The following is a 13,235-nucleotide window of genomic DNA, read 5'->3' as shown; positions in this document are numbered from 1 at the left end:
CGCCCCGGACACGCCCAGGTCCCGATCACATTCAGGTCCCGCGGACACGTCCATGACCGCCAATGCCCCGGCCGCTCGCGGCACCCTCTACATCGTTTCCGCCCCGTCCGGCGCCGGCAAGACCAGCCTGGTCGCGGCCCTGCTGGAATCAGTGGAAGCCGTGGAGGTCTCGGTCTCGCACACCACGCGCAAGCCGCGCGCCAGCGAGGTTGACGGGCAGCACTACCACTTCGTCACGGCCGAGACCTTTCTCGGGATGATCGAGGACGGTCAGCTGCTGGAACACGCCAAGGTCTTCGACAACTTCTACGGCACCGCGCGCGCCAGCGTCGACGAACGCCTGGACGCCGGCATGGACGTGATCCTGGAGATCGACTGGCAGGGCGCGCGCCAGGTGCGTGCCGCTGTGCCGGATGCGCATTCCATCTTTATCCTGCCGCCCTCGCGCGACGAGCTGGAGCGCCGCCTGCGTGGGCGCGGCCAGGACGAGGAAGACGTGATCCAGCGCCGCCTGCGCGACGCCGAATCCGACTGCACGCATTTCCGCGAATATGACTACACCGTGGTCAACGCCGATTTCGACGAGGCCGTGCGCGATCTGGCCTGTATCTTCCGCGCCAATCGCCTGCGCACCGTGGAACAGGAGACCCGATCCGCACCCACCATCGGGAATCTGTTGGCGGAGGCGCCGGGGTCGGCGTAACATGCGGTAGTGTAGTCCGCTACACTTTTTTCAAGAATTTACTGACCGGAGTATCCGATGGCACGCGTCACCGTCGAGGACTGCCTCGAAAATGTCGAAAACCGCTTTCAGCTGGTGCTGATGGCCGCCCGCCGGGCCCGCCACATCGCCCACGGCAAGGAAGCACGCGTCCCCGAGGACAACGACAAGCCCACGGTGATCGCCCTGCGCGAGATTGCCGCCGGCGTGGTCGGTACCGAGGTATTCGACGAACACGACGAACGGCCCCAGAACCAGATGCTGGACTTCAGCACCATCCGCCATCTGGAACAGCTGGAAGCCGACGAACGCTAGGAGATCTCGTTCAATGGCCGCTGGGCAGCCAGCCGCGCCCGGGGCCGTTTCGGCGGCAACGGGTGATTCGACCCGATTCCTGATCAGCGATTTGTGTTCCGAGCTCGAGGCCTATCTCGAGCCGGAAGAGGTCGAGGAGGTTTATCGCGCCTATCTCCTGGGCGCGGAATCCCACGAAGGCCAGACCCGCAAGACCGGCGAACCCTACATCTATCACCCGCTCGCCGTGGCCCGCACCATGGCCGAGATGCGGATGGACCACCAGGCGATCAGCGCCGCCATCCTGCATGACGTGATGGAGGACACCGCGACCAGCAAGGACCGCATCCACGCCGAGTTCGGCGAGGAAGTCGCGGAGCTGGTGGACGGCGTGTCCAAGCTGACCCACCTGCAGTTCCAGTCCAAGGCCGAGGCCCAGGCGGAGAACTTCCGCAAAATGATGCTGGCGATCACCCGCGATATCCGGGTGATCCTGATCAAGCTGGCCGACCGCCTGCACAACATGCGCACCCTCGGCGTGATGCGCCCGGACAAGCGCCGTCGCATCGCCAAGGAAACCCTGGAGATCTACGCCCCGATCGCGCAGCGCCTGGGCATGAACGCCATGCGCCGCGAGCTGGAAGCACTCGGGTTTTCCGCCAAGCATCCCTGGCGCGCCGCGGTGCTGGAACGCGCGGTCCACCGCGCCGGCGGCAATCGCCGCGAGCCGATGCGCAACATCGAGCAGGCGATCTGCTCGCGCATGGAGGCCGCCGGCATCGTCGGGCGCATCTCCGGGCGCGAAAAGAGCCTGTACAGCATCTACCGCAAGATGCGCGACAAGCACCACTCCTTCGAGGATGTGTTCGACGTCTTCGCCATCCGCATCATCGTCGACGACGTCGACACCTGCTACCGCTCCCTGGGCGTGGTGCACAACCTCTACAAGCCGGTGCCGGGGCGTTTCAAGGACTACATCGCGATCCCCAAGTCCAACGGCTACCAGTCGTTGCACACCATCCTGTTCGGCCCGCAGGGCATCCCCATCGAGATCCAGATCCGCTCCACCGAGATGGACCGCGTGGCCGAGAGCGGCATCGCCGCGCACTGGCAGTACAAGGCCGGCAGCGAATCCAGCCGCACGGCCCAGAGCCGCGCCCGCGAGTGGCTGAAGGACGTGCTCGAAATCCAGAACAGTGTGGGCAATTCCATCGAGTTTCTGGAGAACGTGAAGGTCGACCTGTTCCCCGACGAGGTCTACACCTTCACCCCCGAGGGCGACATCCTGGTCCTGCCGCGCGACGCCACCCCGATCGACTTTGCCTACGCGGTGCACTCCGACGTCGGCAATCGCTGCGTGGCGGCCAAGATCGACCGCCAGCTGGCGCCGCTGTCGGTTCGCCTGCAAAGCGGCCAGACGGTGGAGATCGTCACCTCGCCCGGCGCCCGCCCCAACCCGGCCTGGCTGTCCTTCGTGGTCACCGGCAAGGCCCGCACCGGGATCCGTCACTGCCTCAAGTCCATGCAGTCCGAAGAGGCGCGCACCCTCGGCGAGCGCCTGCTGGAGAAGGCCCTGGAGTCACTGGACACCAGCCTGCCCCGGATCTCGCCGGCGCGTCTGGACCAGATGCTGGACGCGATGCAACTCGCGGACCTGGACGCGCTGCTGATCGACATCGGCCTGGGCAACCGCATGGCCTCGCTGGTTGCCCGGCAGATGGTGGGCAAGGAGGCCCCCGACGCGAACGAGGAACCCACCACCCTGGCGGTCAAGGGCACCGAAGGGCTGGTGCTGAACTACGCCCGCTGCTGCCATCCAATCCCGGGCGACCCGATCATCGGCCAGCTAAGCGCCGGGCGCGGCCTGGTGGTCCACCGCGAGAACTGCCGCAACGTGCTGCACGAAAGCCGCGACCGCGGCGACCGCACCATCGCCCTGGAGTGGTCGCACGAGCCCCAGCTCCAGTTCACCGCCGCCGTGCGCACCCGCACCGCCAACCGCCGCGGCGCGCTGGCCGACATGGCCGCGGTCATCGCGGATCACGGCTCCAACATCGAACACATCTCCTTCAACGAGCAGGACGGCCATTCCACCGCGATGACCTTCCTGCTGACCGTGCGCGACCGCCAGCATCTGGCGCAGATCATGCGCGGCCTGCGCCGCCTGCCCGACGTCCTGCGCATCGCGCGTCAGCGCGGCTGAACCCGGTCGTTCCGCCACACGGCGAACGGCCTTCTTGCAGCCCGGCAGGACGCGGCGGAAGATCGCTGGATGATCGTCGATATCCTCCGCGAAACCCTGGGCGTCGCGCTCACCGCGGCGCCCTGGCTGCTGCTGGGCCTGCTGGCGGCCGGCGCGGTCAAGGCCCTGATCCCCGAAGCCGCCCTGCAACGCTGGCTCGGCGGTGCCGGACTGGCCGCCACTGCGCGCGCCGCCGTGGTCGGAGCTCCGTTGCCGCTTTGTTCCTGCGGGGCCATCCCCACCGCACTGGCCCTGCATCGCGGCGGCGCAGGCCGTGGACCCACCACCGCCTTCCTGATCGGCACACCCGGCGTGGGCGTGGACTCGCTCGCCATCAGCTATGCCCTGCTGGGCCCCCTGATGGCCGTGGCCCGCGCCCTCGGCGCCATCGTCACGGCCATCACCACCGGCCTGCTGGTAGGGCGCACGCAGGCCATGGCCACCGAGGTGCCGTCGGAAGCCGAACCGGACAACTGCGGCGGGTGTTGCGGGACCGACGATGAAGACACCAAGCCCATCGCACCGGAGCGCCTCCCCGTGCGCCTGCGCGCCGGACTGCACTACGCCTTTCACGACGTCCTCGACGACATCCGCCTGTGGCTGGTACTCGGGCTGCTGGTTGCCGGCGTACTGCTCGCCCTGGTCCCGCCGGCCACGCTGGCCGCCTGGGGTTCGGGCCTGCCGGCCATGCTCGTGATGGCCGTCATCGGCATCCCGATGTACCTCTGCGCGACCGCCGCAACCCCCATCGCCGTGGGCCTCATCGCGGCCGGGGTCTCGCCCGGCACCGTACTGGTCTTCCTGCTGGCCGCACCGATCACCAGCCTGGCGACGCTGGGCGTTTTCCGCCGCGAACTCGGTACCCCGGCGCTGGTGCTGTATCTGGCCGGCATCGGCGTCACCACGATCGCACTGGGCCTCGCCCTGGACGCCGGACTGGCCCGCACCGGGGTCGACGTCGCCACCCAGATGGGCAGTGCCGGCGAACTCCTGCCCGCCTGGCTCGAATGGACCGCCCTGATCGCTCTGGTCGTGCTGGCCACGCCGGTCACGCGCCGGCGGCTGGAGCGCCTGATCCCCAACCCACACGCCCGGAGCGCCTGAATGTCCAACCGTTCCATCGGACTCGACGAACCGCTGTACCACTACCTGCTGGAGCACTCGCTGCGCGAACCCGACGTACTGGCGCAGCTGCGCGCCGAAACGGCCAGCCTGCCCGAGGCGAATATGCAGATCGCCCCGGAACAGGGGCAGTTCATGGGGCTACTGGCACGCCTGATGGGCGCAAAGCGCTACCTGGAGATCGGCACCTTCACCGGCTACAGCGCGCTGGCCATTGCCCTCGCCCTGCCGGAGGACGGCGAGGTTGTCACCCTGGACAACAGCGCGGAGTGGACGGCCACCGCCCGGCGCTACTGGGAACGCGCGGGCGTTGCCGGACGCATCCGGCTCGAGCTGGGCGAGGCCCGCAACAAGCTGCAGGCACTGGAGGCCGACGGCGAGACCGGCCGCTTCGACCTGGCCTTCATCGACGCCGACAAGACCGGCTACCCCGACTACTTCGAGCACTGCCTGCGCCTGGTGCGCCCGGGCGGGCTGATCCTGGTCGACAACACCCTGTGGCACGGCACCGTCGCCGACCCGCACGACGAGCGCGACGACACCCGCGCCATCCGCGCCTTCAACGAAGCCCTGCACCACGACGCGCGCATCGACCTCTCGCTGGTCCCCATCGGCGACGGCCTGACCCTCGCCCGCCGCCGCTGAACCCGCCGCAAGTCCGGGTTCACCACGGAGGACACAGAGAGCCCGGAGAAGGGACCGGTCAAGGTCAAGGACGATCTACAGGAAGACGCGAAGACTAGAAGGTGGAATGGGTAGCCCAGGGACCACCAACGCATTGCTCATTCAGAATTTCTTCCCGCCTTCCCATCTTCCTGTGAATCGCTTTTTGGGCACGAAGAGCGCCACGGGCACCGGGATGCGTTACAGACAGAGGCCTCCGTCGCCTAGGCCACGGCGGCAGATGGCGCGACGCTCAACCGCGCGGACCACCCAGCCCGCCTCCACTTCCTCCAGTTGCAGGCGGAATTCGTAGGCCTCGACGGCATCGTCGCGCAGGCCGGTCAGGCGGATCTCCGCACGTTCCGGGCGTGGCTGGTCAATCTCCAGCCCCGCGTAGTCGACCGCCAGCCCGGAGTGCCACCCACTCGCCGCCAGCCACTCCATCACCGCGGCACCCGGCAGCACCATGGCCTCGAGGGATGGCACCGCCTGAGCCTCGAAGGCCGTCGGCGCGGGTTCCCATCCTTCGGGCAGCCCCGCGGACGTGCCTTCGGTCTCCGGCACCGGGCCAGACGAGGCGCAGCCCGCCAGAAGCAACGCCAGTACGCTCCCTGCAATCGGCCTTTTCCAGCACATCGCGTGGTCTTCCTCGCAAAATATCGTCTCCCGGGAAACATACCGGAGGACAAAACGTCCTACCATGACAGATATACATCATCGGTCGGCCGCCCCGCGGCGACCCTGGAGGACCCCGTCATGAACGTGCTCAAACTGCGCCCCATCCTGCTCACCGGGCTGTGCGGTGTGATGCTGGCCGCAAGCCCCCTGTACGCCGCCGACCACGAGGCCCACACGGAGGACGACCCGGCTGCCGGGGAAAAACATGACGCGGCGATGGAGGACGATGCCACCGCCAGCGAGATGGAGGAACTGCGCGAGTCATGGGCCGAGACCCGCGAGGAGCTCCAGGAGGAAGGTGAGGAAGCCGGTGAAGCCACTCGCTCGCGCACCCGCGAGACCCTGGACGCGATGGACCGCGAACTGAGCCGGTTGGGCGACAACATCCGCGAGGGCTGGGACGACCTGAGCGAGGCGACCCGCGAGCGCCGCGAACGGGCCTATGACGGCCTGGTCGAGGAGCGTGACCGCCTGGCCGAATGGTCCGCCGAAATGCGCGAACGCTCCTCTGGTGCCTGGGGTGGCATCCGCGACGGGGCAAAGGATGCCTGGGGTGGCATCCGCGACGGTTCGCGCAAGGCCTGGGGCTCGGTACGCGATGCCTTCCGCGGGGACGACGAGCCGACCAACGCTACCGGCGAGCGGGACGTTCAGGACTGATGCCGGACCAGCATCCGATGCGCGCCGGGTTCGCCGGCGCGATGCTGGTTCTGTCCACCGTCGCACTGGCCGGCTGCGACGGGTTCGGCGGGGGCCCCGACCACCTCGAACGCACCACCGACCCGGAGATCCTGCAGCGCGGGGAGCGGCTCTACCAGGAGCACTGCATCGCCTGCCACGGGGCCCAGCGCGAGGGTGCCGAGAACTGGCGCCAGCGCAACCCGGACGGCACCCTGCCACCGCCCCCGCTGGATGGCAGCGCCCATACCTGGCACCACCCGTACTGGCAGCTGAAGGACATGATCCGTTTTGGCGCCGAGGCGCGCGGCGGTGCCATGCCCAGCTTCGAGGACACCTTGTCGGAGGACGACGTCGAGGCGATCATCGCCTGGCTACAGTCGCACTGGCCGGACGAGATTTTCGAGGCCTGGAAACGCTACGACCGCAACCACCCCACCCAGGCGGACTGGGAAGAGGCGATGGGCGAACCCTGGGTGACCCACCCCGAGGACTGATGCATACCCTCCAGCATGGCCCTACAATGGCCACGGAATGGCCGGGCCCGCGCCCGCGTCTTTCGCACAGGACGCCACCGCGCATGCCGGCTGGCAGGGAACGCATCGAAAACGTCACGGCCGGGAGTGGCCCATGCAGGACACCCACAAGCGCGAATCTCGCAGTAATGGCCGGGGGTGCGCGTGAACCGACGCGCGCGCGATTTCTCGGCAGACAGCGAACGGGACCGCCTGCAGACCCTGGTCGAACAGGAACGCACGGCTCGGCGTCACGCCGAAACCCTCGCCGAGACGCGCCTGCAGGACCTCTACGCCAAGCAGCAGCAGATCGAGCTGCTCAACACCATTGCGTCGACCGCAAACCAGTCGGACTCCATCGCCCACGTGCTGCGCGCAGCCCTCGCCGCGATCGGGCGCTATCTCGACTGGCCCGTGGGGCATGCCTACCTGGCCCGGCATGACGAGAAGACGGGCCACAGCGAACTGACCCCCACCGGCATCTGGCACCTGGCCTGCGCGGAGCCGGTCACCACGTTCCGTGACTGCACCGAAAACACCATCTTCGCCAATGGCCATGGCCTGCCCGGCCGCGTCCTGGATAATGGCGAACCGGCCTGGATCGAGGACCTGGCCGCGGACGGCAACTTCCCTCGCGCCCCGCAGGCCGCCGCCAGTGGTCTGCGCTCCGGGTTCGCCTTCCCGGTCATGGTCGGCCAGGAAGTCGCCTGCGTCCTCGAGTTTTTCGCCACCGAGCCCACCACCACCGATCCCGATCTGCTATGGCTGATGTGGCAGATCGGGGTCCAGCTGGGCCGCGTGATCGAGCGCAACCGGCACGAGGAGCGCCTGCTCCACAACGCCTCGCACGACCAGCTGACCGGGCTCCCCAACCGGCGCCTGTTCCACGACAGACTGGCACATGCGATCGCCCGCGCCACGCGCGAACCCTTCAACCTGTTCGCGGTGCTGTTCGTGGATATCGACCGCTTCAAGGTCGTCAACGACAGCCTGGGGCACCCCGCCGGTGACGAACTGCTGGTGCGCGTCGGGCAGCGCCTGCTGAGCGCGCTGCGCCAGAACGACACCGTCTCGCGCCCCAAGGGCGACGAGGCTAACCGTCCGGACGACACCCTGGCGCGCCTGGGAGGCGACGAATTCACCATCCTGCTGGAGGGCCTGAACGAACCGGTGGATGCCCTGCGCGTCGCCGAACGCCTGCAGGCCGTGCTGCACGAACCCTTCTCCATCGCCGGCCAGGATGTCTACGTCACCGTCAGCATCGGCATCGCCACCCGGCCCTACGGCCACAGCTGCCCGGCCCGCGAGACCGTCGCGCCGGACGACCCGGCCCGCCCGGCCACCCCGGACGACCTGATGCGCGAGGCCGACATGGCGATGTACCGCGCGAAGTCACTGGGCAAGGCGCGCTGCGAGTTCTGCGACCCGAGCATGCAGACCCTGGCCCTGCAAAGCCTGGCGCTGGAGACGGACCTGCGCCATGCGGTGGAACGCGGCGACTTCCGGGTCCACTTCCAGCCGATCATGTCGCTCGGCGAGGACCGCATCACCGGCTTCGAGGCCCTGGTACGCTGGGAGCGCAATGGTGAGCTGGTGCCGCCCGACCACTTCATTCCCATCGCCGAGGATACCGGGCAGGTCCACCTGATCGACATGCTGGTGCTCTACACCGCCTGCCGGCAACTCGTGCAGTGGAACCACGATTTCCCGGGCACCCCGCTGACCATCAGCACCAACCTGTCCGCCCGCCAGCTCACGCGACCGGAACTGGTCGACGAGGTACAAACCATCCTGGAGGGCACGGGCGTCCCGGCCACGCAAGTGCGCCTGGAGATCACCGAGACGGCGACCCTCGGCAACCTCGACGAGCTGATCGAGACCCTGAACCGGCTGAAGGCCCTGGGCGTCAGCCTGGCGATGGACGACTTCGGCACCGGCTACTCGTCGCTCAGCTACCTGCACCGGCTGCCCCTGGACATCCTCAAGATCGACCGCAGCTTCGTGGCCGGGCTGGATCGCGACGAATACAGTCAGCGCCTCGTGCAGACCGTGATCCACATGGCCCGCAACCTCGGACTCGAGGCCGTGGCCGAGGGCGTGGAGAGCCACACCCACGCGGCCACCCTGCGCGCCCTCGGCTGCTCCCTGGCACAGGGCTACTATTACTCCCCGCCGGTGGACGCCGCGCAGGCCGGCACGCTACTGGAGGAGGCGCGGCCGCCACGCGTCTGACGGCCCCGCAGGTTGCAGCGACGGGGCGGGCCGCCCCGTCAGACAGCCTGTAGCGCCACCCCGCGCCGGCGTGCCAGCACCCGGCGCACCACCAGCTTCTCCAGCTCCACAATCACGAACACGGCCATGCCAAAGGCCAGGATGCGCACCCAGTCGCCGGCGCCGATGGCCGTAGTACCGAACAGCGTGTGCATCAGCGGCACGTAGGTAAACGCCAGCTGCAGCACCACCAGGACGCCGATCGCCAGCCACATCGCGCGCGAGCGGAACAGCTCGCCCCTCGACAGCACTGGCTGGTGGATCAACCGGAGGTTCAGCAGGTAGAAGGCCTGCCCGGCCACCAGGGTATTGATCGCCACGGTGCGCGCGACCTCGTCGGCCACCCCGGCGAGCGTCTCCATGTAGAAGAAATGCCCGAAGGTCCCGGCCCACAGCAGCAGGGCCACGAACGGGATGCGCCAGAGCAGGAAGCCCGACAAAAGCGGGGCATCCGGGGCCCGCGGCGGGCGCTGCATCACCCCCGGCTCCGTGCGCTCGAAGGCCAGCGCCATCGCCAGGGTCACCGAGGTGACCATGTTGACCCACAGCACCTGCACCGGCGTCAGCGGCAGGGCCAGCCCCATCAGGATCGCCATCATAATGGTCAAGGACTGCCCGGCGTTGGTCGGCAGCATATGCAGGATGGCCTTGCGGATGTTGTCGTAGACCGTGCGCCCCTCCTCGACCGCATGGGCAATGGAGGCGAAGTTGTCGTCGGCCAGCACCATCTCCGAGGCCTCCTTGGCGGCCTCCGTGCCCTTGCCGCCCATGGCCACGCCCACATCCGCGCGCTTCAGCGCCGGGGCGTCGTTCACCCCGTCGCCGGTCATCGCCACGATGCGCCCGCCCTGCTGCAGGGCCCGCACCAGGCGCAGCTTGTGCGCCGGCGAGGTCCGTGCGAAGACGTCCGTGCGTTCCGCCACCTCCGCCAGCGCCGCATCATCCAGCCCATCGAGTTCGTGACCGGAGCGCGCCTCGGCATCGCGCCCCAGGCCCAGCTGCTCGCCGATCGCCCGCGCCGTCGCCAGGTGGTCGCCGGTGATCATCTTCACGTCGATGCCCGCCGCGCGACAATCCGCCACCGCGCGGATCGCCTCCTCGCGTGGCGGGTCGATGATCCCCAGCAACGCCAGCAGGGTGAAGCCGCCGGCCTCGACGTCATCGAAGCGCAGCTCGCCGCCATCCGGCTCGGCCTCGCGAACCGCGACCGCCAGCAGGCGCTGGCCCCGCGCCGCCACGTCCTCCATGGCTGCATGCCAGCGATCGGGTTCCAGCGCCGCGCGCGTCTCGCCATCCACCTGCTGCTCGCTGCAAAGCTCCAGCACACGCTCGGGCGCCCCCTTCAGGAAGATCCGGGCATGCCCCTCGTGGTCATGGTGCAGCGTGGCCATGTAGCGATGGTCCGACTCGAACGGGATCACGTCGGTGCGCGGCAGGCGTTCGCCTTCCAGGTGCGGATCCAGCCCGGCCTTGCGCGCCAGGGTAATCAGGGCGCCCTCGGTCGGGTCGCCCTCCATCACCCAGTTACCACCCTTCTCGTAGAGCTGGGCATCGTTGCACAGCAGACCCGCCCGCAGGACCTCCCGCAACAACGGGTCGTCCTCCGGATCGACGTCATGGTCATCCTCGGAGAAATGTCCCTGCGGGGCATAGCCGACGCCGCTGACCTGGATCTCGCGGGTGGCCGTGCGCAGGGTCTGCGCGGTCATCTCGTTGCGCGTGAGCGTGCCGGTCTTGTCGGAGCAGATCGCGGAGACCGAGCCGAGGGTCTCCACCGCCGGGAGGCGGCGGATGATGGCATTGCGCCGCGCCATCTTCTGCACCCCGATGGCCAGCGCGATGGTCATGATCGCCGGCAGCCCCTCGGGGATGGTCGATACCGCCAGACTCACCGCGGCCAGGAACATCTCGTCCAGCGGATAGCTGCGCACCCAGTAGCCGAAGGCGAAGGTGGCCATCGCGATCACCACGATCACCGCGGCCAGCCAGCGGCCGAACTGCTCCATCTGCCGGACCAGCGGCGTCTCCAGCCCCTCGACCTCGCCGAGCATGGTGGAGATGCGCCCGATCTCGGTGTGCTCCCCGGTGGCCACCACTACACCCGTGCCGCGGCCGAAGGCGACCAGTGTCCCGGAGAACGCCATGCCCCGCCGGTCTCCCAGGTCCGCGTCGGCTTCCACGGCCACGGTGTCCTTCTCCACCGCCACCGACTCCCCGGTCAGCACCGCCTCCTCCAGGCCCAGGTTCTTGACCTCGAACAGGCGCAGGTCCGCGGGCACCCGGTCCCCGGCCTGCAGGTGCACGACATCGCCGGGCACCAGCTCCTCGGCCGGGATCTCGCGGCGCTCGCCGCCGCGGGTGACCACCGCGCGCGGAGACAGCATTCGGCGGATCGCATCCAGGGCCTTTTCCGCCTTGCCCTCCTGGACGAAGCCGATCAGCGTGTTGATCAGGACCACGGCCAGGATCACGCCGGTATCCACCCAGTGGCCCAGCAGCGCCGTACCCAGCGCCGCCACCAGCAGGATGTAGATCAGGACATTATGGAAATGGCGCAGGAAGCGCCGGACCACACCGGCCCGTTCGGGCGGGCGCAACTGGTTGGGCCCGTAGTGGGCCAGACGCTCTTCGGCCGTGGCGGCCGTCAGACCCGAACGCGTGGAATCCCAGTGCTCGAGCGCTTCCTCCGCATTTCGGCTGTGCCATGCAGGGGCTTCACGGGTCTCGCCCGAGTCGGTGGGTTCGGAGGTCTCGGCCATGGGCAACGCCCTGCTGTGTCAACGTCGCCTTATCGTCACCCGGTACCCGAGGGGCGGCAAGTCCCCCGGATACCGGACGAGCCGAAGGATCAGAACTGCATACCCACCTTGCCCATCACGCGCATGTTGTCGGCATCGGCCCGGCGCCCGTCGAAGCGGTCGCTCTCGGTGAACTGGTAACGCGCCTCCAGGCCCAGGAACCACTGCCGGTCCAGCTGGTACTTCAGGCTACCGCCCAGCTGGGCGGCCCACAGGCCATTGCTGTCGTCATCCAGCTTGGCCCGCACGTAGCCGATACCCGGGCCAAAACCCAACGACAGCCGTTCGTTCGGCTCGAACATCCAGTGGCTGTTCACCTCGGCGCTGGTCATCTTCAGCGGGTCGTCGCTGTAACGGCTCACGCTCAGATGGTGGCGCAGCACCCCGGTGGCGGGCTGGAACAGCTGGCAGTTGGCGCCGATCTCGACGCCGTAGGCGCCATCGCTGCTGGCATCCGACAGATCCGGCGAGACCACCCCGCCCATCAGCGCCACGCTGGGCTCCATGCCGCGCTCCACCGCGCTGGCCTGAGCCAGCGGCATGGCCGCCAGCGCCCCCAGGGCAAACATCACCATCGACTTGCGGCACTGCATCGGGCACCTCCTGATCAGCATGAATAAGCAAACCCTAATGATAGACCACGCTACCGCGATCTTCATCACGATCGCATGGGACCCCGTACCCGACATGGAATTTTTCCCGGGGTCACTGCATCCCCCGGCCGAAGCACGACCGCGGCGCATCTTGCGCGGATACCCGCAGAAATCGAGGGAACCCTCGGCGGTCGCCGCGCTCGAAAGTAACGAATGCGCACGGCCCGTGCGTGCGCATTCGCCCTGAAGCAGCGACAAGAAAAACCGTTCCATCCAAAAGCAAACGGAGGACGTCATGTCCGACCAACCGAATGAGAAGCGTCGAAATTTCCTGCGCCAGGCCTCTGCGGCCATGGCGGCCATCCCGGTGGTCAGCCTGGCCGGGCTGTCCACGGCCAAGGCCGATGTCCCCAAGGCTGAGGATGGCCATCGCCACGATTATGTGAACGATGCGGCGGATGCCGCCGGCCATGAAGACTACGCGGAAGGCGAGAAGTGCAAGACCTGTGCCTTCTGGGGCGGCGGCGACGCCGAGTGGGGCCAGTGCTTCCACGCCGACTTCCAGGGTGTTCAGGTGAACGCCAACGGCTGGTGTGACGAATACGTCGGGGCCTGATCCCGATAACCCAGCCGGCCCGGGCCTCCGGGCCGGCCCTCCCC

At 68.3% G+C, this 13,235-nt stretch carries 12 protein-coding genes; 9 read left to right on the top strand and 3 right to left on the bottom strand.

What is annotated here, in order from left to right:
- The first annotated feature begins 52 nt into the window (after nucleotides 1–52).
- From gmk to F572_RS15885, 5 genes are all read left to right on the top strand, one after another.
- Entirely contained in the window at nucleotides 53–703 is a 651-nt protein-coding gene (gene gmk, locus F572_RS0104115) for a guanylate kinase (protein WP_017941887.1), read from the top strand.
- A 57-nt stretch (nucleotides 704–760) separates the two neighbouring features.
- On the top strand, nucleotides 761–1,036 hold the full coding sequence (rpoZ, locus tag F572_RS0104110; RefSeq protein ID WP_017941888.1) for a DNA-directed RNA polymerase subunit omega: 276 nt from the start codon (nucleotides 761–763) through the stop codon (nucleotides 1,034–1,036).
- Between the two features lie 13 nt (nucleotides 1,037–1,049).
- Entirely contained in the window at nucleotides 1,050–3,218 is a 2,169-nt protein-coding gene (spoT, locus tag F572_RS0104105) for a bifunctional GTP diphosphokinase/guanosine-3',5'-bis pyrophosphate 3'-pyrophosphohydrolase (protein ID WP_026143010.1), read from the top strand.
- Between the two features lie 69 nt (nucleotides 3,219–3,287).
- Complete coding sequence (locus F572_RS15890; protein ID WP_017941890.1) at nucleotides 3,288–4,361, top strand: SO_0444 family Cu/Zn efflux transporter; 1,074 nt, start codon at nucleotides 3,288–3,290, stop codon at nucleotides 4,359–4,361.
- Nucleotides 4,362–5,024, top strand: a complete 663-nt coding sequence (locus tag F572_RS15885; RefSeq protein WP_017941891.1) for an O-methyltransferase — start codon at nucleotides 4,362–4,364, stop codon at nucleotides 5,022–5,024.
- A 219-nt stretch (nucleotides 5,025–5,243) separates the two neighbouring features.
- Here the strand turns inward: F572_RS15885 and F572_RS16060 are convergent, their stop codons facing one another.
- On the bottom strand, nucleotides 5,244–5,678 hold the full coding sequence (locus tag F572_RS16060) for a hypothetical protein (RefSeq protein ID WP_369772118.1): 435 nt from the start codon (nucleotides 5,676–5,678) through the stop codon (nucleotides 5,244–5,246).
- A 120-nt stretch (nucleotides 5,679–5,798) separates the two neighbouring features.
- On the opposite strand from F572_RS16060, the gene F572_RS0104085 reads away from it, so the two are divergent.
- The 3 genes from F572_RS0104085 (at nucleotide 5,799) to F572_RS0104075 (ending at nucleotide 9,145) form a co-directional block, all read left to right on the top strand.
- The gene (locus F572_RS0104085) at nucleotides 5,799–6,380 is read left to right on the top strand and encodes a hypothetical protein (RefSeq protein ID WP_017941893.1); all 582 of its coding nucleotides are present in this window, start codon (nucleotides 5,799–5,801) and stop codon (nucleotides 6,378–6,380) included.
- A gap of 17 nt (nucleotides 6,381–6,397) precedes the next feature.
- Nucleotides 6,398–6,895: a cytochrome c gene (locus tag F572_RS0104080; RefSeq protein ID WP_369772119.1), complete on the top strand. Its 498-nt coding sequence runs from the start codon at nucleotides 6,398–6,400 to the stop codon at nucleotides 6,893–6,895.
- A 177-nt stretch (nucleotides 6,896–7,072) separates the two neighbouring features.
- A complete protein-coding gene (locus F572_RS0104075) occupies nucleotides 7,073–9,145 on the top strand; it encodes a bifunctional diguanylate cyclase/phosphodiesterase (RefSeq protein WP_017941895.1) in 2,073 nt (690 codons plus the stop codon).
- A gap of 38 nt (nucleotides 9,146–9,183) precedes the next feature.
- On the opposite strand, the gene F572_RS0104070 is transcribed toward F572_RS0104075, so the two are convergent.
- Nucleotides 9,184–11,943: a cation-transporting P-type ATPase gene (locus F572_RS0104070; protein ID WP_017941896.1), complete on the bottom strand. Its 2,760-nt coding sequence runs from the start codon at nucleotides 11,941–11,943 to the stop codon at nucleotides 9,184–9,186.
- An 89-nt stretch (nucleotides 11,944–12,032) separates the two neighbouring features.
- On the bottom strand, nucleotides 12,033–12,575 hold the full coding sequence (locus tag F572_RS0104065) for an outer membrane beta-barrel protein (RefSeq protein WP_017941897.1): 543 nt from the start codon (nucleotides 12,573–12,575) through the stop codon (nucleotides 12,033–12,035).
- Between the two features lie 295 nt (nucleotides 12,576–12,870).
- On the opposite strand from F572_RS0104065, the gene F572_RS0104060 reads away from it, so the two are divergent.
- Nucleotides 12,871–13,191, top strand: a complete 321-nt coding sequence (locus tag F572_RS0104060) for a high-potential iron-sulfur protein (RefSeq protein WP_017941898.1) — start codon at nucleotides 12,871–12,873, stop codon at nucleotides 13,189–13,191.
- Nucleotides 13,192–13,235: the final 44 nt, after the last annotated feature.

Origin of the sequence: Thioalkalivibrio sp. ALE14 (assembly GCF_000376845.1) — a bacterium.
Lineage (GTDB): Bacteria > Pseudomonadota > Gammaproteobacteria > Ectothiorhodospirales > Ectothiorhodospiraceae > Thioalkalivibrio.
Note: the sequence above shows the minus strand (reverse complement) of the source record. Positions and strands in the feature narration are given on the sequence as shown.

Bases quoted from the DNA above. Each gene is read 5' to 3' on its own strand.
- gmk (WP_017941887.1), top strand. From the start codon at position 53: ATGACCGCCAATGCCCCGGCCGCTCGCGGCACCCTCTACATCGTTTCC.
- rpoZ (WP_017941888.1), top strand. From the start codon at position 761: ATGGCACGCGTCACCGTCGAGGACTGCCTCGAAAATGTCGAAAACCGC.
- spoT (WP_026143010.1), top strand. From the start codon at position 1,050: ATGGCCGCTGGGCAGCCAGCCGCGCCCGGGGCCGTTTCGGCGGCAACG.
- F572_RS15890 (WP_017941890.1), top strand. From the start codon at position 3,288: ATGATCGTCGATATCCTCCGCGAAACCCTGGGCGTCGCGCTCACCGCG.
- F572_RS15885 (WP_017941891.1), top strand. From the start codon at position 4,362: ATGTCCAACCGTTCCATCGGACTCGACGAACCGCTGTACCACTACCTG.
- F572_RS16060 (WP_369772118.1), bottom strand. From the start codon at position 5,678: ATGTGCTGGAAAAGGCCGATTGCAGGGAGCGTACTGGCGTTGCTTCTG.
- F572_RS0104085 (WP_017941893.1), top strand. From the start codon at position 5,799: ATGAACGTGCTCAAACTGCGCCCCATCCTGCTCACCGGGCTGTGCGGT.
- F572_RS0104080 (WP_369772119.1), top strand. From the start codon at position 6,398: ATGCGCGCCGGGTTCGCCGGCGCGATGCTGGTTCTGTCCACCGTCGCA.
- F572_RS0104070 (WP_017941896.1), bottom strand. From the start codon at position 11,943: ATGGCCGAGACCTCCGAACCCACCGACTCGGGCGAGACCCGTGAAGCC.
- F572_RS0104065 (WP_017941897.1), bottom strand. From the start codon at position 12,575: ATGCAGTGCCGCAAGTCGATGGTGATGTTTGCCCTGGGGGCGCTGGCG.
- F572_RS0104060 (WP_017941898.1), top strand. From the start codon at position 12,871: ATGTCCGACCAACCGAATGAGAAGCGTCGAAATTTCCTGCGCCAGGCC.